At 64.0% G+C, this 24108-nt stretch carries 11 protein-coding genes and 1 pseudogene; 7 read left to right on the top strand and 5 right to left on the bottom strand.

What is annotated here, in order from left to right:
* The first annotated feature begins 2 nt into the window (after nt 1-2).
* The 4 genes from M5C56_RS14265 to M5C56_RS14250 all read left to right on the top strand — a co-directional run bounded on the left by M5C56_RS14265 (nt 3) and on the right by M5C56_RS14250 (nt 16359).
* Nucleotides 3-13604: a non-ribosomal peptide synthetase gene (locus tag M5C56_RS14265; protein WP_248766928.1), complete on the top strand. Its 13602-nt coding sequence runs from the start codon at nt 3-5 to the stop codon at nt 13602-13604.
* 283 nt (nt 13605-13887) lie between these two features.
* A complete protein-coding gene (locus tag M5C56_RS14260) occupies nt 13888-14715 on the top strand; it encodes a helix-turn-helix transcriptional regulator (protein WP_103499344.1) in 828 nt (275 codons plus the stop codon).
* Entirely contained in the window at nt 14715-16133 is a 1419-nt protein-coding gene (gene adeC, locus M5C56_RS14255; RefSeq protein ID WP_247263495.1) for an AdeC/AdeK/OprM family multidrug efflux complex outer membrane factor, read from the top strand. Before M5C56_RS14260 ends, adeC begins: the two co-directional genes overlap by 1 nt.
* Nucleotides 16134-16152: 19 nt before the next feature.
* Nucleotides 16153-16359, top strand: coding sequence for a hypothetical protein (locus M5C56_RS14250; protein ID WP_103499346.1), 207 nt, complete (start codon nt 16153-16155; stop codon nt 16357-16359).
* Between the two features lie 108 nt (nt 16360-16467).
* On the opposite strand, the gene M5C56_RS14245 is transcribed toward M5C56_RS14250, so the two are convergent.
* From M5C56_RS14245 to M5C56_RS14235, 3 genes are read right to left on the bottom strand one after another with little or no spacing between them, the layout of a single operon-like run.
* On the bottom strand, nt 16468-17808 hold the full coding sequence (locus M5C56_RS14245) for an MFS transporter (RefSeq protein WP_247263496.1): 1341 nt from the start codon (nt 17806-17808) through the stop codon (nt 16468-16470).
* A 41-nt stretch (nt 17809-17849) separates the two neighbouring features.
* A complete protein-coding gene (locus M5C56_RS14240; RefSeq protein ID WP_103499342.1) occupies nt 17850-19391 on the bottom strand; it encodes an AMP-binding protein in 1542 nt (513 codons plus the stop codon).
* 2 nt (nt 19392-19393) lie between these two features.
* Complete coding sequence (locus M5C56_RS14235) at nt 19394-20572, bottom strand: acetyl-CoA acetyltransferase (protein WP_103499345.1); 1179 nt, start codon at nt 20570-20572, stop codon at nt 19394-19396.
* A 149-nt stretch (nt 20573-20721) separates the two neighbouring features.
* Here M5C56_RS14235 and M5C56_RS14230 point away from each other — a divergent pair, with 149 nt between their 5' ends.
* The 3 genes and pseudogenes from M5C56_RS14230 to M5C56_RS14220 form a co-directional block, all read left to right on the top strand.
* Nucleotides 20722-21294: a LuxR C-terminal-related transcriptional regulator gene (locus tag M5C56_RS14230; RefSeq protein WP_103499341.1), complete on the top strand. Its 573-nt coding sequence runs from the start codon at nt 20722-20724 to the stop codon at nt 21292-21294.
* A 15-nt stretch (nt 21295-21309) separates the two neighbouring features.
* A complete protein-coding gene (locus M5C56_RS14225) occupies nt 21310-21555 on the top strand; it encodes a type II toxin-antitoxin system RelE/ParE family toxin (protein WP_103499340.1) in 246 nt (81 codons plus the stop codon).
* Nucleotides 21556-21712: pseudogene (locus tag M5C56_RS14220) on the top strand (addiction module antidote protein, HigA family); the annotation flags it as partial.
* A 70-nt stretch (nt 21713-21782) separates the two neighbouring features.
* On the opposite strand, the gene M5C56_RS14215 reads toward M5C56_RS14220, so the two are convergent.
* The gene (locus M5C56_RS14215) at nt 21783-23024 is read right to left on the bottom strand and encodes a M20/M25/M40 family metallo-hydrolase (RefSeq protein WP_103499339.1); all 1242 of its coding nucleotides are present in this window, start codon (nt 23022-23024) and stop codon (nt 21783-21785) included.
* Nucleotides 23025-23081: 57 nt separating this feature from the next.
* Nucleotides 23082-23882, bottom strand: coding sequence for a class I SAM-dependent methyltransferase (locus tag M5C56_RS14210; protein WP_103499338.1), 801 nt, complete (start codon nt 23880-23882; stop codon nt 23082-23084).
* Nucleotides 23883-24108 lie beyond the last annotated feature (226 nt).

Here is a 24108-nt window from a genome sequence, read left to right as displayed (position 1 = left end):
AATTGAACTCACATAACGATAGTCTCGACCAGTTGAAACGTGCCGCCATGCTGCGCCTGCTCAAGCAGCGCGGCGCCACGCGGACCGTCGATACCACCTCGGACGACATGGTTGCCGTGGACCGCGACGGTCCGTTGGCGCTGTCGTTCGCCCAGCAACGCCTGTGGTTCCTCGATCAGCTGGACCCGACGGCCAGCGCCGCCTACCACATGCCGGCGGCACTGGTGCTGCGCGGCAGCCTTGACCACAACGCACTGAAGGCCGCCCTCGATCAACTGGTGGCCCGCCATGAAAGCCTGCGTACCACCTTCCGCCGTGACGGCGAGCAGCCGGTGCAAATCATCGCGCCGGCCAACTGCGGCTTCAGCCTGGCGGAGCACGATCTGCGCCACCTCTCCGTCGAGCTGGCGGCAGAACAGGCCGCCCGGTTGAGCGAACGCGAAGCCACGACGCCCTTCGACCTGCTGAACGGGCCGCTGATCCGTGGCAGCCTGCTGCGCCTGGCCGACGATGAACACCGCCTGCTGATCACCCAGCACCACATCATCTCCGACGGCTGGTCCATCGGCGTGCTGGTCAAGGAGTTCGCCGCGCTGTACCAGGCCTTCAGCACCGGCCAGGCCGATCCCCTGCCGGCCCTGGCCCTGCAATACGCCGACTACGCGGCCTGGCAACGCCGGCACCTGGAAGGCGAACGCCTGAGCCAGCACGTCGAGTTCTGGCGCAGTCACCTGGCCGGCGCCCCGGCCTTGCTTGCGTTGCCCACCGACCGGCCACGTCCGGCGGTGCAGAGCTACCGTGGCGAGACCCTGAGCTTCGATTTGCCCGTGGCCCTGTCCGCTGCCATCACGCGTTTCGCCCAGTCCCGCGCCGCGACCCCGTTCATGACCCTGATGGCCGCCTGGGCGGTCCTGCTGGGCCGGATCAGTGGCCAGCAGGACGTGGTGATCGGCACCGTGACCGCCAACCGCGACCGCCAGGACGTGCAGGCGTTGATCGGTTTTTTCGTCAACACCCTGGCCCTGCGGGTGCGCCTGGACGCCAACCCGACCCTCGACCAGGTGCTGCAACAGGTCAAGGAACTGCTGCTGGAGTCCGCCAGCCGCCAGGACACCCCGTTCGAGCAAGTGGTCGAGGCCCTCAAGCCACCTCGCAGCGCCAGCTACAGTCCGGTGTTCCAGACCATGCTCTACACCAACGCCGGGGGTGCCGGCGGGCAGTTGCAATTGCCGGGATTGAACCTGGAGTTCCTGCCGTCGCACAAGGACAACACCCAGCACGACCTGTCGTTACATATCGACGAAGGCGGCGCGAGCCTGTCCTGCAGCCTGTCGTATTCCACCGCCCTGTTCGACGCCAGTACCGTCGAACGCCTGGCGGCGCGCTTCGAACGCCTGCTGCGGTGCTTCACCGAAGCCCCGCAAACCCGACTCGGCGCCCTGGAACTGGACGCCGCCCTGGCGCTACCCGAGGTCAGCGCGCTGGTGCCGGTCCCGGCACGGCTGCCGCTGTCTTATCACCAGGAACGGGTCTGGTTCGTCGACACCTTCGAAACCGGCTACCTGTACGAGGCCAACCCGGTCTATCACAACGTCGCGCTGCTGCTGGAGATCTTCGGCGAACTGCAGGTCCCGGCCCTGCAAACCGCCCTCGACGGGCTGCTGGCCCGCCACGCCATCCTGCGCTGCCGGGTACATTCCGACGGCGCCAGTGCCTGGCAGAGCTTTGACGGTCCGGCGAGCCTGGTGCTGGAACAGCTCCAGGGTACTCCGGGCAACCTGACGGCCCTGGCCCTGGCCGAAACCCGCCGTCCCCTGGACATGAACGGCGGCAGCCTGGTGCGTGCCAGCCTGATTCGCGCGGACGAGAAAAATGCCGTGCTGGCCCTGGCCGTGCACCACTTGCTGGCCGACCGCACGTCGATGCAATTGATCAAGCGCGACCTGCTGGCCCTCTATGAAGCCGCCTGCGCCGAGCGCGAAGCCACGCTGCCGGCGCTGTCCCTGGGTTACGGCGACTTCGCCGCCTGGCAGCGCCAGTTGCCGGCCGCCGTGCGCGAAAACCTGCGGGCCTACTGGAGCTATCAACTGCGCGGCAAGCTGCAAGCTCTGGAGCTGCCACTCAACCGCCCACGGGCGGCGGTGCATGTCTTCAGCGAAGCCACCCATGAGTTCGTTATCGAGGCGGCGCTGGTCAAGCGCCTCGGCGAGCTGGCCCGGGAAGTCGGCGTCAGTACCGACAGCCTGGCGCTGAGCGCCTTCACCGCCCTGCTGCGGCGCTATGCCGGGCACGACGAGTTGGTCATCGGCACTACGGCAGCCTGCCGCGAACCGGCCCTGCAAGACGTGGTCGGCCCGCTGGACAACCTGCTGGTGATCCGCGGTACCTGCGACAGCGACACCACTCTGCAAACCCTGCTGGAACAGACCGCCGGTACCCTGGCCGATGCGCGCCGCCATCGCCACATGCAGTTCGACCAGTTGGTACTGGCCCTCAATCCGGCCAAGGACATGAGCCGCACCGCGCTGTTCGACGTGCTGTTCAACTTCCAGCAGGTCAGTGACAGCCGCACCTTGATCGCCGGGCTTGCGGTCAACAGCCTGGAAACCAACCTGGGCTACGGCAAGAACGACCTGCACCTGTTGATCAGTGCTGGCGAGCAACACTGGAATGGTCACCTGGCCTACAACGCCGACTTCTTCGACCCTGAATTTATCCAGCAACTGATGCGTCACTACGTGCGCCTGTTGCAGGCCTTTGTCGACACCCCGCAACAGCGTGTCGACGACGTCGCCCTGCTGGATGCGGCCGAGCGCCAGCGGCAGGTCCTCGACTTCAACAATACCGAAGCCGCCTGGCCCGACAGCCTGACCCTGCACCAAATCTTCGAGGAACAGGCACGCCTGACTCCGGACAATATCGCCGTCAACCTCGGCGAGGAACACCTGAGCTATCGCCAACTCAACGAACAGGCCAACCGCCTGGCCCACAATCTGCGCGACGCCGGTGTGCAACCGCAGGAACTGGTGGCCCTTGTCCTGGAGCGCTCGCTGGCGATGATCGTCGCCACCCTGGCGGTGCTCAAGGCCGGCGCCGCCTATGTGCCGATCGATCCCGCCTCGCCGGCTGAACGTATCGCCTATGTGTTGCGCGACAGCGGTACCAGCAAGGCCATCGCCGGCCAGGACATCAGCCCCGCGCTGCTGGCGCTCGGCATTGAAGTCTTCGCGCCCGAATCGACCCATGCGGCGCCCCACAACGCCCGGTATTCGGCCAACCTGCCCAACCTCAACGCCCCGGATCATCTCTGCTATGTGATCTACACCTCGGGCTCCACCGGCGAACCCAAGGGTGCGCTGCTGGAACACCGCAACGTCGTGCGGCTGATGCACAACAATCGCTCGGAATTCGCCTTCAATGCCGAGGATGTCTGGTCGCTGTTCCACTCCAACGCCTTCGACTTCTCGGTCTGGGAGATGTACGGCGCCCTGCTCCATGGCGGCCGCCTGAGCCTGGTCCCCGAAGCCCTGCGCCGCGATCCGGCGGAGCTGCTGGGTTTCCTCGAACGCGAACAGGTGACGGTGCTCAACCAGACCCCGTCGGCCTTCCTGCAGCTCAGCGGCGCCGCCCTGGCCCGCAGCGATGTGCGCCTGGAACACCTGCGTTATGTGATCTTCGGCGGTGAAAGCCTGGAGCTGGGCAAGCTCGACGCCTTCCATCAAGCCTTCGCCCATGTGGCGCTGGTAAACATGTACGGCATCACCGAAACCTGCGTGCACGTGACCTACAAGGCCATCGCGGCGGCGGATATCGCTGCCGGTATCTCCAATGTCGGCCGACCGATCCCGACCACCGTGGCCTATGTCCTCGACGCCCAGCAGCGCCTGCTGCCCATCGGCGTGGCCGGGGAAATCTGTGTCGGCGGCCTGGGGGTCGGTCGCGGTTACCTGAACCGTGAGCAGCTGACCGCCGAACGTTTTATCGCCGACCCGCTGCGTCCCGGTGAGCGCCTGTATCGCTCCGGGGACCTGGGCAAGTTGCTGGACAACGGCGAGATCATTCACCTGGGTCGGATGGACGCCCAGGTGAAGATTCGCGGTTTCCGTATCGAGCTGGGGGAAATCGAGGCCAAGCTGCTGGCCTGTGACGGCGTGCGCGAGGCCCGGGTCCTGGCTCGCGATGACGTGGGCCAGGGCAAGCGCCTGATCGCCTACCTGATCGCCAAGCCGTCGGTCCGCCTGGAAATCGCGGCCTTGCGCAAACAACTGGGCGCCACCCTGCCCGACTATATGATCCCCAGCGCCTTTGTCAGCCTGGCGGCCTACCCGCTGACCGGCAACGGCAAGCTGGACCAGGACGCGCTGCCGGCGCCGGACCTGGATGCCATGTCCGAGCGCGGCTACACCGCACCGGAAGGCGCCACCGAACTGGCCCTGGCGCAGATATTCCAGGAACTGCTGGGCCTGGAACGCGTGGGCCGGCATGACGGCTTCTTCGAACTCGGCGGCCACTCCCTGCTGGCCGCGCAACTGGTTTCCCGGGTACGTCAGCAACTGGGCGGCGAGATGATGCTGCGCCAGCTGTTCAGCCACCCGACCGTGGCCGAACTGGCGCGGGTGGTCGGCGGCCTGCAAGCGACCGGGACCGACAGCATCGAGCCGGTCGAGCGCAGCGCGCCCTTGGCGCTGTCGTTCTCCCAGCAACGCCTGTGGTTCCTCGACCAGCTCGATCCCGGCGCCAGCAGTGCCTATCACATGCCGATGTCGCTGCTGTTGCGCGGCAATCTCGACCACGTCGCACTCAAGGCCGCCCTCGACCGCCTGGTGGCGCGTCACGAAAGCCTGCGCACCACCTTCGAACGCCACGGCGAACAGCCGGTGCAGATTATCGCCCCGGCGGACTGCGGTTTCGCCCTGGCCGAGCAGGACTTGCGCACGCTGTCCTACGAGCAGGCCAGCCTCAGCGCCTCGCGCATTGGCAACAGCGAAGCCACGGCGCCCTTCGACCTACGCCAGGGTCCGCTGATTCGCGGGCGCCTGCTGCGCCTCGCGGATGACGAACACATCCTGCTGATCACCCAGCACCACATCATCTCCGACGGTTGGTCGGTGGGGGTGCTGGTCAAGGAGTTCGCCGCCCTTTACCAGGCCTTCAACCAGCAGCAGGAAGACCCGCTGCCGATCCTGTCGATCCAGTATGCCGACTACGCCGCGTGGCAGCGCCGCACCTTCACCGGCGAGCGCCTGGCCGAACAGGCCGAGTTCTGGCGTGGGCACCTGGGCGGCGCCCCGGCGCTGCTGTCCCTGCCCACCGACCGGCCACGCCCCGCAGTGCAGAGCTACCGTGGCGGCGACGTACCGGTACAGATCGATGCGGCGCTGTACCAACGCCTGGAGCACTTCTGCCAGGCCCACAACATCACCCTGTTCATGGGCCTGCTCAGTGCCTGGTCGGTGCTGATGGCGCGCCTGGGCAACGAGCGCGACGTGGTGATCGGCGTACCGACCGCCAACCGCGGCCGGACCGAAACCGAAAACCTGATCGGTTTCTTCGTCAACACCCTGGCCCTGCGCGTCGACCTCGGGCAGGACCCGAGCGTGGCGCAACTGCTGGAGCAGGTCCGCCAGACCACCCTGGCGGCCCACGAACACCAGGACATTCCGTTCGAGCAAGTGATCGAGGCCTTGCAGCCGCCACGCTCCCTGAGCCACAACCCGTTATGCCAGGTCGCCCTGTCGCTGGACAATACCCCGGCTGGCGTCGAACTGAGCCTGCCGGGCCTGAGCCTGGTGCCCGTGGCCCAGGCCCATGAAACCGCGCAATTCGACCTGATGCTGACCCTCGGCAGCAGCAACGGTACCCTGGCCGGGGTGATCGAGTACGCCAGCGACCTGTTCGACCGCGCCACCGTCGAACGCTTCGCCCAGCACTTCCAGATCCTGCTGGAAGCGATGATCGAAGATGTTGCGCAACCGGTACTCGGCCTGCCATTGCTCACCCCCGCGCAACGCCAGGCCTCGCCGGCGCTGCTACCGCCGAAAGCGACATTCGCTGTCGAGCAACTGATTCACCAGCGTTTCGAAACCCAGGCGGCCAATCACCCGCAGCGCACCGCCCTGGTCTTCGGCGAGCAGAGCCTGAGCTACCAGGCCCTCAACCGCCGCGCCAACGGCATTGCCCGCGCCCTGCTCGCCCAGGGGGTGCGCCCGGATGATCGGGTGGCGATCCTCTCCCTGCGCGGCGTCGACATGCTCTGCGCAGTGCTGGCCGTGCTCAAGGCCGGTGCCGCCTACGTGCCGCTGGACCCGGCCTACCCGGCCGAACGCCTCGCCTACCTGCTGGACGACAGCGCACCGGTGGCGTTGCTCGCACAGACGGCCTGCCTCGATGCCCTGCTGGCGCATAACGTGCCGGTGCTGAAACTCGACGAGTTGAACCGCGAAGACGCCGCCGCTGACAGCAACCTGGACCTCAACCCGCGGGCCGACGAACTGGGCCTGACGCCGCAGCACCTGGCCTACGTCATCTACACCTCGGGTTCCACCGGTTTGCCCAAGGGCGTGCTGGTGGAGCACGGCAATGTCGCGCGGCTGTTCGACACCACCGCCGAGTTGTTCGACTTCGACCACAGCGACACCTGGACGCTGTTCCACTCCTTCGCCTTCGACTTCTCGGTCTGGGAAATCTGGGGCGCCCTGAGTTACGGCGGCAAGCTGGTGATCGTGCCGAGTGACGTGGCCCGTTCGCCGGATGACTTCTATGCCCTGGTCTGCCAGCAGCAGGTCAGCGTGCTGAACCAGACGCCGAGTGCCTTCCGCCAGTTTATCGAGGCGCGCGGCCGCAGCGAGGCAGAACACAGCCTGCGCGAAGTCATCTTCGGCGGCGAGGCCCTGGACTTTCGCAGCCTGCGGCCGTGGACCGCGAGTACCCCGCTGTCGCGCACCCGCCTGGTGAACATGTACGGCATCACCGAGATCACCGTGCACGCCACCTACTACCCGGTCAGCCAGGCCGAGATCGACACCGCCGCACCGAGCCTGATCGGCCCGGCACTGCCGGACCTGTGCCTGCGCATCCTCGATGACTACCAGCAACCGGTGCCGGTGGGCGTCAATGGCGAGATCTATATCGGTGGCGCCGGGGTCGCCCGGCATTACCTGAACCGTGACGCGCTGAACGCCGAACGCTTTATCGCCGACCCTTACTCCGATGTGCCGGGTGCCCGCCTGTATCGCACCGGCGACGTCGCCCGTTACCGCACCGATGGCGGCGTGGTCTACGTCGGCCGCAACGACTCGCAGATCAAGATCCGCGGTTTCCGTATCGAACTGGGTGAAATCGAGGCGCAACTGCTGGCCTGTGCCGAAGTCCGCGAAGCCCTGGTGATCGTCCGTGAGGACCAACCCGGCGACAAACGCCTGGTGGCCTACCTGATCGCCGAAGACGGCAGCGCTCCCGAGTCCTCGGCCCTGCGCGGCCAACTGGCCGGCGTGCTGGCCGAACATATGCTGCCGAGCGCCTTCGTGACCCTCGCGGCCTGGCCGTTGACCACCAACGGCAAGCTCGACCGTACGGCCCTGCCGGCACCGGACCTGTCCGCCGCCGTCAGCCGCCACTACGAAGCACCGCTGGGGGCGATCGAAACCACCCTGGCCTCTGCCTGGCAGGAATTGCTCGGCGTTGAGCGGGTCGGTCGCCAGGATCACTTCTTCGAACTCGGCGGTCACTCCTTCCTGGTGATCAGCCTGATCGAACGCCTGCGCCAGGCCGGTCTGCAACTGGATGTGCGCACCGTGTTCTCGGCGCCAACCCTGCAGGCCATGGCCACCGTCCTCGCCGGCGGCAGCCGTGCCGAACGGGTGGTCCCGGCCAACCTGATCCCGGCCGATTGCACCGCGCTGACCCCGCAGATGCTGCCGCTGGTGACGCTGAGCCCGCAGGAGATCGAACAAATCGTCGCCGATGTTCCGGGCGGTGCCGCCAACGTGCAGGACATCTACCCGCTGTCGTCCTTGCAGGAAGGCATCCTCTTCCACCACCTGTTGCAGTCCGAAGGCGACGCCTATCTGATGCGCACCGTGGTGACCTTTACCACTCGCACGCTGCTGGACAACTTCCTCGCCGCCGTGCAGGTGGTGATCAACCGCCATGACATCCTGCGCACCGCCCTGCGCTGGCACGGCCTGCCGCAACCGGTGCAGGTGGTTCACCGCCGGGCCCAACTGCCGGTGATCAACCTGGAGACAGCACCCGGTGAAGACGCCCTGGAGACGTTACGCCAGCGTACCGACACCCATCATCTGCGCCTGGATCTGCAACAGGCACCGCTGATCGCCGCGCATATCACCTACGATGCCCGGCGCGAACAGTGGCTGCTGGCATTGCTCGACCACCACCTGGTCAGCGACAACGTCACCTTGCGCCTGATCATGCTGGAGATCCAGGCGGTGCTGGCCGGCCAGGCCGACAGCCTGCCGCCGTCGCAGCCCTACCGCAATTTCATCGCCCAGGCCGCCAGCGTTTCCCAAGCCGAGCATGAGGCCTACTTCCGCCGCCTGCTGGCCGATGTCGATGCCACCACCGCGCCTTATGGCGTGCTCGATGTTCGCGGCAACGGCGCCGGGATCCAGCGTGCGGTGCAGCACTTGAGCGAAGATCTCAGTGCCCGGGTCTATCGCACCGCGCGCGCCCAGGGCGTACCGACCTCGGTGCTGTTCCATGCGGCCTGGGGCCTGGTGGTCGCGGCCACCAGCGGGCGCGACGACGGGATCTTCGGTACCGTGTTGTCCGGGCGCTCCCAGGGCACCACCGGTGCCGACCATGCGCTGGGAATGTTCATCAACACCCTGCCGATGCGTATTCGCCTGCAACACCACAGCGTGGGCGATATTGTCCAGGACGCCTACCAGCAGCTCAGTGAACTCCTGACCCACGAGCAGGCGCCGTTGGCCCTGGCCCAGCGTTGCAGTGCGGTGGATGCGTCGTTGCCGTTGTTCACGGTGATCCTCAATTGCCGTCACGGTGACCTGGTGAATGCCTCCGGGGAGAACGTCGAGGACATGAGCGAGCATGAAGGTATCCACTTCATCGCCTCTGAAACCCGCACCAACTACCCGATCGAGATTGCCGTAGCGAACGTGGCCAGCGGTTTCTCCCTGACCGCGCAATCCATCAGTGGTATCGACCCGCACCGCATCGCCGCCTATCTTGGCCAGGCCGTTGCCGAGCTGGTCGAGGCGCTTGAGCAAGACCCGGCACGTCTGGCCAGCAGCCTGGACGTCGTGCCCGAAGCCGAGCGGCAACTGCTGCTCAACAGCTTCAACAACACCGCTACCGCGTTCGCGCCGGCAGAGCCGATCCATGCCCTGTTCGAAAGCCAGGTCCGTGCCAATCCCGACGCCGTGGCCCTGGTCTGCGAAGACCGGCAACTGAGCTATCGCCAGCTCAACCGCCGCGCCAACCATCTGGCCCGGCAACTGCTGGCCCTCGGTGTACGGCCGGACGAACGCGTGGCCATCTGCGCCGAACGCAGCCTGGACATGATTGTCGGTCTGCTGGGTGTGCTCAAGGCCGGCGGTGCCTATGTACCCATCGACCCGGCGCATCCTGCCGACCGCATGGCCTTCATGTTGCAGGACAGCCAACCACGCGCTCTGCTAACTCAAACAGCCCTCACCCTGCCGGCTGGCGACACGCCGCTGTTGCTGCTCGATACCGCCGAGTCGCTACGTGCCGCTGACGATGAGGCTTTCGATGCCAACCCGACGGTTCCAGGCCTGACGCCGGAAAACCTGGCCTATGTCATCTACACCTCCGGTTCCACCGGCCAGTCCAAGGGTGTGATGGTCGAGCACCGTTCGGTGTTCAACTTCTGGAACGTGCTGACCCGCACCACCCACCAGCATTGCCCGACGCCAGCTACCGTGGCGCTTAACGCCGGGTTCTTCTTCGACATGTCGATCAAGGGCATCTCGCAGCTGTTCTCCGGCCACAAGCTGGTGATCATCCCGCAACTGATCCGCGCCAGTGGCGGCGAGCTGCTGGACTTCCTTGAACAGCACCGGGTGCATGCCTTCGACTCGACCCCGTCGCAGCTCGATACCCTGCTCTCCGCCGGCCTGCTGGAACGCAGCAGCTACCAGCCGATCAGCGTGCTGCTGGGTGGCGAAGCGATCAACGCCAGCACCTGGGAAAAGCTGCGCAACTGCCCGACCATCCGCTTCTACAACATGTACGGCCCGACCGAATGCACGGTCGACGCCACCATCGACCTGATCCGTGACCTCGGTGAAAAACCGAGCATCGGCCGGCCGATTGCCAACGTCCAGGTGCATGTCCTCGATACCCGTGGCGAACCTGCACCGCTGGGCGTGACCGGGGAAATCCATATCGGCGGTGCCGGTGTGGCCCGTGGTTACCTCAATCGCGACGAACTGAGCGCGGAACGTTTTATCGCCGACCGTTTCTCCGACGCCCCGCATGCCCGCCTCTACAAAACTGGTGACCTTGGCCGCTGGCTGGCCGACGGCACCCTGGAGTACCTGGGCCGTAACGACTTCCAGGTGAAGATCCGCGGTTTCCGTATCGAGCTGGGTGAAGTCGAAAACGCCCTGCTGGCCGTCCCGGGTCTGCGCGAAGCGATCGTCATCTCCCGCGACGACAGCCAGGGTGATTCGGAGAACCAGCGCCTGGTCGCCTATGTCTGTGGCGAGCCGGTTCCGGCCGAACACCTGCGCAGCGAGCTGCTCAAGCACCTGCCCGAGTACATGGTGCCGAGCGCCTTCGTCCATCTGGACGCCCTGCCGCTGACCGCCAACGGCAAGCTCGACCGCCGTGCCCTGCCCGCCCCCGGCCAGGACGCCCTGGCCAGCAAGGCCTACGAGGCGCCGCAAGGCGATACCGAACTGGCCATCGCCGAGATCTGGAAAGGCTTGCTGCACCTGGATCAGGTCGGGCGCAACGACGGTTTCCTCGAACTGGGCGGCCATTCGCTGCTGGCCGTGCAGTTGCTATCGCGGCTGCGGCGCAAGCTCGGCGCGCGAATCACCCTGCGCGAGCTGTTCGACGCACCGACCGTGCGGGGCCTGGCCTCACTGGTCAACGCCTCGGCACCGAGCGAAGCGCAATCGATTCCCCTGGCCAACCGCTCGGGCCGCCTGCCGTTGTCGTTCTCCCAGCAACGCCTGTGGTTCCTCGATCACCTGGATCACGCCGCCGGCGCCGCCTACCACTTGCCGACGGCATTGCGCCTGACCGGCACGCTGGACAAGGCCGCCTTGCACGCCACCCTGGATCGCCTGGTGGCACGCCACGAAACCCTGCGCACGCGCTTTGAACTGGTGGACGGCGAACCGCTGCAGAAAATCGCTCCGGCCGATACCCGCTTCCCGCTGGCACAAGAGGACCTGCGCGAATTGCCGAGTGATGAACGCGCGGCGACCCTGGTCCGCCTCGGTCAGGACAGTGCGACACAGTTGTTCGACCTGAACCAGGGGCCATTGCTGCGTGGTTTGCTGCTGCAAATGGCCGACGAAGAGCACGTGCTGTTGATCACCCTGCATCACATCGTCTCCGACGGCTGGTCCAACAGTGTCCTGGCCCATGAGGTGAGCGTGCTGTACACCGCGTTCAGCCAAGGCCAAAAGGACCCGTTGCCGGCACTGGCCCTGCAATACGTGGACTACGCCGCCTGGCAGCGCCAGTCCCTCGACGGCCCGGCGCTGCAAGCCCAGGTCGACTTCTGGCGCCAGCATCTGGAAGGTGCGCCGAGCCTGCTGAACCTGCCCCTGGATCGTCCGCGTCCGGCCATCCAGAGTTATGCCGGTGGGATCGTCAACTGCGCCTTCTCGCCGGCCTTGAGCGCCGACCTGCGCGCCTTCAGCCAGGCCCAGGGCAGCACGCTGTTCATGGTCCTGCTGGCCGGCTGGTCGGTGCTGATGAGTCATCTGAGTGGCCAGAACGATGTGGTGGTCGGTACCCCGGTGGCCAACCGTCAACGTCCGGAACTGGAGCCGTTGATCGGTTTCTTCGCCAACACCCTGGCGCTGCGCGTTGCCAGCGGAGCCGACACCCGTGTCGCCGAGTTGCTCGTGCGGATCAAGGACCTGACACTGGCGGCCTACAGCCATCAGGACCTGCCGTTCGAGCAGGTGGTCAGTGCCTTGCAGCCGACCCGCAGCATGAGCCACAGCCCGTTGTTCCAGGTGATGCTGAGCCTGGACAATACGCCGCCGGCACCGCTGCAACTGCCCGGCCTGCAGGTCGAGTCCCTGGACAGCGCGCACCGCACCACCCAGTTCGACCTGTCGTTGTCGCTGGTGGACACCGCCGATCACATCGGCGGCAGCCTGCAATACGCCAGCGACCTGTTCGACACCGCGACGGTGGAGGCCATCGCCGGGCTGTTTGCCAAGGTCCTGGAAAACCTGGTGGCCGGCGCGCAACAGACGATCGGCCAGGTGCTGGAGAACACCCCGACACTACCGCGTGCGGCCCATGCCGAGGCAGTCCCCGCCGCCGCTGAAGAACAGCCATCCGAGGCTCTGCCTTACGAAGCACCCCAGGGCGATACCGAAATCGCCATCGCCAACCTCTGGAAGGACCTGTTCAAGCTGGAGAACGTCAGCCGGCATGACGACTTCTTCAGCCTCGGCGGTATTTCGCTGATGGCGGTGCAGATGGCCTCGCGCTTGCGCAAGGTGCTCGGCAAGCCGATTGCCGTGCGCGATCTGTTCGTCGAACCGACCATCGCCGGTTTCGCCCGGACCCTGGACGGCCAGACGCGCCCCGGTCAGCACAGCAATCTGGTGCCGGTACGCCGTACCGGCTCGCAACGGCCGCTGTTCCTGGTCCACCCCCTGGGCGGCGAAGTGCAATATGTCCGCGACCTGGCCCCGGTGCTCGACCCACAGGTGCCGCTCTACGGCCTGGCCGCCAGTGGCCTGGTCGCCGGCGAAACACCCTTGTTCGAAGTGCCGGCCATGGCCGCGCGTTACCTGGCGGCGATTCGCCAGATCCAGCCGCAAGGGCCTTACCGCCTCGCCGGCTGGTCGGCCGGCGGCCTGATCGCCTATGAAATGGCCCGTCAGCTGCAAGCCGGCGGCGAGCAGTTGGAGTTCCTCGGCATCATCGACGCCTCGGCCCGCCCTGAACAGGCCGCGCCGGAGTCCTTGAGCGAAGGGCAATTCCTGATGGCCTGGCTGCCCGGGCAGGTCGACCCGGATGTGCGCCGACAACTGACCGAGCTGGCCCAAGAAGAAGCCATCGAGGCGATGCTGGCCCTGTGCATGAGCCACCGGCTGCTGCCGGAGGAGCTGCCCCAGGACGTCGATGCCGGCTTGTTGCGCAGCCACCTCGCGGTGGCCTATGCGACGCGCCTGGCCGTCGGCGCCTATGTCAGCCCGGCCATCCCGCTCAAGGTCACGCTGTTTACCGCCAGCGGGCAGGAACGCAGCGACCCGCTGCTGGGCTGGGGGGCGTTGCTCGGGACCCCGCCAAGCGTCACAGCGCTGCCCGGAACCCACAACACACTGGTCAAGGCCCCTTATGTCAGTGCGCTGGGCCAGGCGATTTCCCAGGCGCTGAAGGCAGGTGAAGTGTCATGAATCTCAGACAGGAGCGCTTTTCATTCTCAAAATGTCAGCGTCAACTAAACAGCGCCGGCTCCGCGGCGTAGGATGTCCCTGTTTTCCACTACAGACTTTTCCTACTTAACTGAGCTTAATTATCACTACTGACTGAATCGTTTTTGTGAAGGGATTCACGGGTGATACCTGAACTTCCAGGTATCAAGGCTAGAAATGGTTTGAGCGTCCCGGGGGGGGCGGACGGACTTCGTACTCCCCGACGACAGGATTGCAAGCTACTTCTGATATGCAGGATCAGCATATGAACCAACAGACGAATGCCAAAGATGTAGAGAAAAGCCACATTTACCTGGAGCTGGGGAAACTGGTTTCCAGCGTCGGCAATGAAACATTCCTGACGAACATGCACCAACTGATCAACGCTTCGGTGGCGGTCAGCCGGGTTGAACTGAGCGAATGGACCGTCGACGACGCCCAATCGGCGGTTGTCGATGTCCAGTTGCTGGGCTACGCCGGTCTTGAGTTGAGCCCGCAGATGCAAGCGGTCTGCCCAACCAATGCCAAGCACCGCAACGACCATCCCTTGGTCAAGCGCGTGCTGGAAGTGGAAGACGCCCTGCTGATCCACCTCAATGCCCGGATGAAAAACGAGAAGGACAATAACTGCCTCGGCACATCCCATCAGTGCAGCCTGATTTCGCGCAAGGCCAATCGTTGCTGTGTGATTTCGCTGCACCGCCCACGGGTGGATCGCGACTTCACCCTGCAAGAGCTGTCCTTTCTGAAATACCTCTCCGAGACCTTGTTGCCCCTGACGGAGCGACATGCCCGTGCCCATCGCCAATCCAGCGCAAAAAGCCCGAGTGGGTCCAGCCCACGCAACCTGGTTGCCCTGGAACAGACGCAGTTGCAGCGCGAGTTCAACGAGCGTCTGAGTGCTTGCGAGGTCACGCTCTCGGTGCGGGAAAAAGAGGTCTGCCTGGGGCTGCTGGCCGGCGGCACCGTACCTGAGATCGCAGAAAAACTCTGCGTCAAGAACAGTTCCATCGAAACCTACCTCAAGCGTTCCGCGGCCAAGCTGGGTGTCAGCGGGCGACATGGGTTGGCCAAGTGGATGATAGGAGCATAATGAACAAATCCCTGAGCCCCTGGGTGGCCATGGCCTTTGCCCTGAGCGGCTGCTCGCTGATCCCGGACTACCAGCGCCCCGCCGCGCCAGTCGCCGCACAATACCCGCAGACACCCGCCTACGCCCCGGCTCTCTCCGGGACGATGGCCGCGGACGTGGGCTGGCGTGAGCTGTTCCGCGATCCGACGCTGCAACAACTGATCGAAAGCGCGCTGCTGAACAATCGCGACCTGCGTGTGGCGGCCCTCAATGTCCAGGCCTACCAGGCGCAATACCAGATCCAGCGCGCCGACCTGTTCCCGGCGATCAGCGCCAACGGCAGCGGCACCCGCCAGCGCCTGCCGGCCAGTCTCACGCAAACCGGCAGCGCGGTGACCAGCAGCACCTATTCGGCAACACTGGGGATCAGTTCCTATGAACTGGACCTGTTCGGACGCATCCGCGCCCTCAGTGACCAGGCCTCGTTGACCTATCTGTCCAGCGAAGAAGCCCGGCGCAGCACCCAGTTGAGCCTGGTGGCCAGTGTCGCCAACGCCTACCTGACCTGGCGCGCCGACCAGGAACTGCTGGCCTTGACCCAGGACACCCTCAGCTCCTACGAGAAGAGCCTGCGCCTGACCGAACGCAGCCAGCAAGTCGGCACCACCTCGTCCCTGGCCCTGGCCCAGTCGCGCACCTCGGTGGAAAGCGCCAGGACCAGCCTGGCGACCTTTCAGCGCCAGGTCGCCCAGGACCTCAACAGCCTGACCTTGCTGGTGGGCACCGCGGTCGCGGACACCCCGTCCAGCCGCCCACTGGCCTCCGACTGGCTCGCCGAAGTACCGGCCGGCCTGCCTTCGGACCTGCTGCAACGGCGTCCGGACATCCTCCAGGCCGAATATCAGTTGCAGTCGGCCAATGCCAGCATCGGGGCCGCCCGCGCGGCGTTTTTCCCGAGCATCACCCTGACCGCCAACGCCGGGACTTCCAGCAATGAACTGTCCGGGCTGTTCAAGGGCGGCTCGGGAGGCTGGCTGTTTCAACCGCAGATCAATATCCCGATTTTCAACGCCGGCAGCCTGCAGGCGAGCCTGGATTACTCGAAGATCCAGAAGGACATCCGCGTTTCGCAGTACGAGAAATCGATCCAGACCGCCTTCCAGGAAGTTTCCGATGGCCTGGCGGCACGCCAGACCTACAAGAACCAATTGAAAGCGCAGAACGATCTGGTACAGGCCAACCAGGAGTATTACCGCCTGGCGGAACGCCGCTATCGTATCGGCGTCGACAACAGCCTGACCTTTCTCGATGCCCAGCGCTCATTGTTCAGCGCCCAGCAGAGCCTGATCACCGATCGACTGTCGCAACTGACCGCCGAGGTCAATCTCTACAAGGCCCTCGGTGGGGGTTGGACGCAGCGGACACAAAAAACCTTGTAACCTTGTGAGGTCACTGATGATGGGCACATTCGAACCTGGTTCACATGTACGCCTGCGCTCGGGCGGCAAGATAATGGTGGTCAAGCACGGCTCAACGGCCGCCCATCTCCCGGAGACCCTGCTGGTGTTGTGCGAGTACCGGGCCAAGAATCGGTTGGTGCAGGGTTTCTATTCTGCGCGGGACCTGATTCTGGCGCCCAGGGAAGCGGTGCCCAATCAAGGCTGAACACGGTCCTGTAGGAGCAGGGCTTGCCCGCGAAACTTTTGGCGGCCTCAAGTACGCCTTCGCGGGCAAGCCCTGCTCCTACAAGGTTGTGGCGTTCTCAAGATCTCATTAACTGGCCGGCATCGGTGCAGCGGCGCTCGGCACCACTTTGCGGGTCTGGGCCGCACCGGTGCTGGCAACAAAATCCCCCTGACGCAACAACACCAGCGCAATCAGCGACACCACCCCCGTGCCGACATAGAAGTACCAGGGCGAAGTAATGTCCCCGGTCAACTTGATCAGCCAGGTGGAAATCAGCGGCGCGCTGCCACCGAATACCGCCACCGGAATGTTGTACGCCACCGCGATACCGGTGGAACGGATGCGCGTGGGCAGCAGTTCGCTCATCAGTGCGTAGGTCGACGAGGCATACAGCCCGAACAGGATCGCCACCGCCATCAGCGGCCAGAAAAACGAGGCCGCCGTGGCCGTCGGCGCCGACTTGAACAGCCAGAACATCGCCAGGGTCGCCAGGGTCCCCACCACCAGCAGAAACGGCTTGCGCCCGTAGCGGTCGGTGAACGCCCCGCCGAACGGCATGACAAAGGCCGCCGAGAAGCTGGCGGTAAAGACGTAGAGCAGGGTCGTGCCGCTGTCGAACTTGAGAATGCTCGACATGTAGGTCGAGGCAAAGGTCAGTACCAGGTAGAAGATCGAGCTGTGCAGGGTGATGATAAAGAACACCAGGGCAATCGCCCGTTTCCACTGCCAGACTTCCCGCAGTGGCGCCTTCGAGGTCTGCCCGGCCTGCAACAAGGCGATAAACTCGGGGCTGTCTTCCAGCTTCAGGCGAATGTACATCGAGATCAGGCCCAGGGGCGCCGCCATCAAAAAGGGAATGCGCCAACCCCAGTCCTGCATCAGCTCTGCGCCCAGGGTCCAGGTCATGCCGTTGGCCACCGCGCCACCGAGCAACAGGCCAAGCACCGCCGTGACCATCAGCCAGCAAGTGGCAAAGCCTCGCCGTCCTGGCCCCGCGTACTCGGAAATAAAGCTGGTGATGGTGCCGATCTCGCCGCCGGCGGAAAAACCCTGCACGCAACGAATCAGCACCAGCAGGATCGGCGCGGCAATCCCCAAGGTTGCATAGGTCGGCAACAACCCCAGCAGGCAGGTGGAACCGGCCATCATCACCAGCACCGTGATCAGGGTCTTGCGTCGACCGATCTTGTCCGCCAGCGGGCCGAAGAACAGTCCGCCCAACGGCCGGATGAAAAAGCTCAGGGCAAAGGCGGCGAAACTGGCGAGCAGGCTGGTGGTGGGGTCGTCGGAGACGAAGAACGACCGGCCGATATAGACGGCGAGAAAGCCGTAGACGCCGTAGTCGTACCATTCGATCAGGTGGCCGGAAGTTGCACCGATAAACGCCCGGCGTCGTTGCCGGGCCGGGTCTGTGTGTTGCATTCCCATGGAAGGGACTCCTGTCTGATGGCTATCCGTAAAAGGGTTGTTCAGGGAACGAGGGTGTCATTGGCGCTGTGCTTCAACCACAGGCGCAGTTCGGTCTTGAGGACCTTGCCATAGCTGTTTCTTGGCAGATCGCTGCGAAAGACATACTTCTTCGGCTTCTTGAACGAGGCCATGCGCTCGACGAACCAGGCATTGAGCGACGACTCGTCAAGCGTCCCGGCGATGCGCGCGACGACGAACGCTACCACCGATTCACCCCAGTGGGCATCCGTTTCGCCGACCACACAGACTTCAAAGACCCCCGGGTGCTGTGCCAGCACTTCCTCGACTTCCCGGGGATAGATGTTGCTGCCGCCGGAAATGATCACATCCTTGGAGCGGTCGGTGAGCGTCAGGTAACCGGCCTCGTCGACAAAGCCCACGTCACCGGTCAGCAGCCAGCCTTCCACCAGGGTCTGGCGCGTTGCGGCCTCGTTGCGCCAGTAACCTTGCATGACGGTGGGCCCGCGCACGGCGATTTCGCCCATCTGACCAACCGGCAGCGGCCGGTGTCCGGGATCGAGGATGCGGATTTCCACGCAGGACTGGGCGCGGCCCACGGACGCGGTCAGCGTCGCCCATTCGGGGTGTTTGCGATCGGCAATCACCTGGCGGGACAAGGCACTGATGGTCATCGGGCTCTCGCCCTGGCCATAGATCTGCACCAGTCGTGGCCCGAAAGTAACGAGGGCCTCCTTCAGGTCCGCCTGGTACATGGGAGCGCCACCATAGACAATCGTCTTGATGCCCTCCCCGCTATAACCTTGACGGCGGGCCTGCTCGACCATGCGCTTGAGCATGGTGGGCGCCGTGAACAGACTGACATTGCCCAGCCAGTTCGCCAGGCCGAACAGCTCGTCGGCCCTGAAGCCACGGGACTCAGGGACCACATGGCGCGCGCCACGGCGCACGTGGATAAAGTTGTAGAGACCGGCACCATGGGACATCGGCGCCGCATAGACCACGGCATCCTCGGCACTGACCGGGTCCACATCCAGCGGATAGCACAGCGACATGGCCATCAGGTTGCCATGGCTCAGCATCACGCCCTTGGATCGACCGGTGGTGCCGGAGGTGTAGAACAACCAGGCCAGGTCATCGGCATGACGCAGACAAGGGGTATCCAGCGCCGTCGAAGCCACCGGCTCGAACTCGCCCATGTCTTCCCGATCCAGCTCTCGGCAACCCGGCAGCGGGATATCGGGCGCGAACACCTCGCCACCGTCAGTGAAAATCAGCCGGGCCTGGGCGTTCTCGACGATCCAGCTGACCTCGACAGGGTGCAGCTTGCAGTTGATCGGCACCGCCACGGCGCCGACCCACCAGATGGCGTAGAGCAGCTCGAGGTATTCACAGCAGTTCAGCATGAACAGGGCGACACGATCACCAGGGACGATCCCGTGCTCGTTGACCAGATACGCGGCCCGGTGCCGAACCAGGGCCACAAAGGCCCCATAGTTGGCGACTTGCCTCAGCCCCTCGAACAAGGCGGGTTGCTCCGGACAACGCAAGGCGGTGTCTTCCAGCCAGTTGGCGATATTCATGCTCAGCTCCTGCGTGCCTGAAGAACCGAAGCGTAGTTGGCGACCGCCATGCCACCCATATTGAATACCAGACCGAACTCGGGATTCTGGGCCGCGAGGCCAATCGGTTCGCCGGTCAGTTGCCGAAATGCCAGGGCATGCATCGAGACCCCGGTCGCGCCCACCGGGTGTCCCTTGGCCTTGAGTCCGCCGGACAGGTTCACCGGCAGCCGCCCACCCGGGCGCACGGTGCCGTCATCCAGGGCCCGATGCCCTTCGCCCCGGGGCGCCAGGCCCATGGCTTCGTAGATCAGCAGCTCGGCGATGGTGAAGCAGTCATGGACTTCGGCAAAGCCGAGGTCGCCGAGGGTCACACTGGCGCTGCGCAGGGCCGAGTGGATCGCCCGCTGCGGCCCTTCGAAGGCGAGGATGTCACGGCGGGCGATCGGCAGAAGATCATTGACCTGGGCGGTAGAGCGGATCCGCACCTCGCGGCGGAACTGCTGCGCGCGCCGGGACGAGGCCAGCACAATGGCCGCCGCGCCGTCGCTGATCAGCGAACAATCGGTCAGGCGCAGCGACGGCGCGACATAGGGATTGCTCCGGGAAACGTTGTTGCAGTGTTCGAAATCCATCACCCGATGCATCTGGGCCAGGGGATTGGCCATGGCATTGGCGTGGTTCTTGGACGCGATGGCGGCCATGGACGCCATGGGGCAGTGGTAACGCTGGCGGTACTGCTGCGCGGCAAGGCCGAACAGTTGCGGAAAACTCAAGCCCGCCTCCTCGCTATCGTTCTGGTACCCGGCACCGGCCAGGGCCTTGGTGACCTTGGCCGTGGAGTTGCCGGTCATCTTCTCGGCGCCCACCACCAGCACCAGCTCGGCGGAGCCCGAGAGAATCGCGTTGATCCCCGCCTGGATCGCCGCCGAGCCCGAAGCACAGGCGTTTTCACAGCGGGTGGCGGGTTTGAAGCGCAGCCCCGGGTCGGCTTGCAGCAGCAACGAGCTGGCAAAACCGTCCGGGACCAGGCCCGAATTGAAATGCCCGAGGAATAACGCATCGATCTCCGAAGCCGAGATCGCGGCATCCGTCAGCGCCTGACGGGTCACTTGAACGATCAGATCTTCCAGGGTGGAACCTTCAAGCCGGCCAAAGCGCGAGTGGCCGGCCGCAACAATGGAGACACAATCATGAATCATGGTGATTTTCTTCTTGGCATGGATCAGGCATTGCTTACAATGGCGCATCGCCGGTATCGCTCGCCAGTTAGTACAACTACCTACCTGGGTACGTAGCGATTCCGGGCCGGAAATCGCCAGTATCGGACTTACCTTGAGGCAGGATGCCAATGACCGTCTTCACACAACAACTGAAAGACCTTCAGCGCCTGGCCTTCATGGTCTCGCCCGCAGCGCAATTGATCACCGGCAATCGCCTGATGCTCGATTGCAACGAGGCCTTCTTGGAGTTGTTCGGTTACCCGCGCGAAGAGCTGCTGGGGCAGTTGACCCTGCTGATCTACCCGTCCCAGGCCGACTACAAGACCATCGGCAATCGCAGTCGCAGTTGGCTGCGCCGCAGCAAGAGCGGCTCCTACGCCGACGAACGTTTTATGCAGCACAAGAACGGCGAGGTGTTCTGGGCCAGGTCCCAGGGCTATACCCTGACTCCGGACGATCCGTTCAAGCTGATGGTCTGGCACTTCGAACGCCTGGATCGGGCACACCACGCCACGGTGGACCTCACGCCGCGGGAACGGGAAATATCGATGCATATCGTCAACGGCCTGACCTGCAAGGAAGTAGCCCGCAAGCTGGCGATTTCCCATCGGACCGTGGAAGTCCACCGTGCCCGCCTGATGAAAAAGATGCAGGCCAAGAACAGCGCGGACCTGGTGTCGAAGATCATCTTTGTCGATTGAGGCAAAGTCCTTCGGATTTTTTTCGAAAGCGGCTCAACCAGTGGCATCAGCCCGGACCAGGCAAAGCGATTATCCGGCGTATTGCTCGCGCTAAACCGGGCAGAGACTCCAGATGATGTGAACCTTCCTGGTTGGAGGCTACACGCGCTAGAAGGTGAAATGTCAGGATTCTGGCCAATCACCGTGACCGCCAACTGGCGTGTAATCTTCCGTTTCGTAGGAACGGGCGTCGAATTGGTCAACTACTTGGACTACCACTGAACGGAGCTCCTTCATGGGCATGCCCCCATCAGCCCAGATCTTGCTGTAAGACTGGAGCGCGCTGGCATCAGTACTGCACGTCTCTGGCTGAGTATTCAGGCAGACGGTGGAGCATCGAGAACAGCCCACTATCGAACGTTATACCCAGGCGGGTTGATGCAAAGTTGGGGGCAACCTGCGCTCAGATCGTTCCCGGCGTTGCGGGAACGATCTGACAAAACCAGGCCCTAGCGCTTGGCCAGTTCCATGATCATGCGGCTCAGCAGATAGATCCGGGGAGACACGCTTTCCACCTCGGCGTATTCCTCGGGGGTATGGATATTACCGCCGACAATGCCGAAGCCATCCAGCGTCGGCGTGCCCACGCCCGCCGACAGGCTGGCATCCGCCGCCCCGCCGCTGCCCTCGATAGTCAGCTTGCGGCCCAGCTCACCGTAGATCCCCTGGGCGATGGTCACCAGCGCATCCGACTCGGCGGTTTCCGGCATCGGCGGCAAACCGCGCAACAGACTGGTCTTGACCTCGGTTTCCGGAATCAGCTTGTTGGCCGAAACCCGTGCCAGGTCCTTCTCGATCCGATCGAACTCCTCCGGCAATGCCGCCCGCACATCGGCCTTGGCGGTGGCCTGGTCAGGGATCACATTGATCCGGTCCCCGGCCTTGAGCACGGTGAAGTTGATGGTGGTCTTCTTCTCTTCATCGCCCAGCTTGCTCAGTTGCAGGATCTGGTGGGCTGCTTCCATGGCCGCGTTGCGTCCCAACTCCGGTGCCACGCCGGCGTGCGCGGCCTTGCCCTTGATCTCGACTACCGCGGTGGCGCTGCCCTTGCGCCAGACCACCAGGCCATCGGCCGGACGACCGGGTTCCAGGTTCAGGGTGACGTCGTGGGCCTTGGCGGTGTTCCGGATCAGTTCGGAGGCGATCTCCGAGCCGGTTTCCTCGCTGGCGTCGAGCAGGAAGGTGATTTGCGCGTAGTCCTGGAAGTTCTGGTTCTTCAGCACTTTGAGGGCATAGATCCCGGCGACGATGCCGCCCTTGTCATCCATCACGCCAGGGCCGTAGGCGCGACCGTCCTTGATCTGGAATGGACGCTCGCTTGCCGAGCCTTCCTTGAACACCGTGTCCATATGCGCCATCAACAGGATTTTGGCCTTGCCGGTGCCCTTGAAGGTAGCGAGTACGTGGCTGTTACGGGCGTGTGCGTCGGGCACCAGTTCAATGGTCGCGCCGAGTTTTTTCAGCTCATCGACGGCGATATCGCGCACCTGGGTCAGGCCCGGCTCGTAGCCGGAACCCGAATCGATATTCACCAGGAGCTCCAGCAGCTTCAGGGCTTCGGCCTTGTACTGTTCGGCGTCGGCCTGGATTTGTTTATGGGGTTCGGCGCTCCAGGCCGGTGCGGTGAAACCGCAGGCGAGCGCCAGGCCGAGGGTGGTGGCCAATACGGTGCGGGGGAGATTGAACGTCATGAACGGATCCTTGTTTTTTATTGGAGTGATGCATGTCTACCGGTTGCTTCATCCTCGCTACATCTTGATGCCCGTCAGGGTGTAACACATCGGCACAGCCCAATAGCCGTCTTCATAGATGTCATAGATCTCTTCCCGGTTGGAGTGCGGGTACTCCGAGAAATGACTGATGCGCAAACCGGCACTGATCGTGCCGGTGATGATTTCAGTCAAGGTATGAGGATGCCAGTAGCTACTGATGCCGTTGGCCTCGGCTTGGCCTTCGTAGACGATGGTTTTGTCTTCAACGATTGGGCCGGTCTGGAAGTAGGAGCTGGAGATTCTCCACGGGTCGGTAGACTCGGGGTCCAGCATCTCCAGAAAGGGATGGGTTTCGTAGATCACCAGCGTGCCGCCCGGCCTGAGCGCCTTCGCTGCGTGGACGAAGAACGCCTTGATGTCTGGCATCCAGTTCAGGACGCCGATGGTGATCAGGGCGATATCGAAATTTTCGTGAAGATCGGCCGGTAACTCATGCACATCGGATTCGACGAATGTCGGTGTATATGGGGAGCGTGCGGTCAGCTCACGGGCCTGATCGAGAAAGGCCGAGGCCTGGTCCAGCCCCACGACGGTTCGGGCGCCCAGGGCAAATAACGAAAGTGATTCGCGGCCGTTGTTGCAGCCCAGTTGGATAACGTCCTTGCCGGCGATACCGACCTCACGCAAGCGCTCGGTCAGGGTTGCATCCAGGCAGGAAAAGTCCGGCATGCCGACAGATTCGAGGAGAGTCGTCCAGGCGCGGCTGGTTCTGTGGTGGTCGGCGGAGGCGTTCCAGGCGTCTCGATTGCTGCTGATGACGCTCTTGGCGGATGACATGTTCTAGTTCCCTTAGAATGATTCTTCGTCTGCAATAAATCTTGCCCGGGCTGTCTTGCCTGGGTCGTACGCGATGGTCATTGCGTCTAATACAGAGATCGAACGATCTTCAAAGCGTACGTGAATTGCCCGGTACAAGGAAGGCGGCAAGATTTGCGTTGCCCTTAAACGAAAAAGAGATCAAACAGCCAAATGCTTGATCTCTCTAAGTGGAGAAACGGGAGCA

Origin of the sequence: Pseudomonas sp. MWU13-2862, from assembly GCF_023242495.1 — a bacterium.
Lineage (GTDB): Bacteria > Pseudomonadota > Gammaproteobacteria > Pseudomonadales > Pseudomonadaceae > Aquipseudomonas > Aquipseudomonas gingeri_D.
Note: the sequence above shows the minus strand (reverse complement) of the source record. Positions and strands in the feature narration are given on the sequence as shown.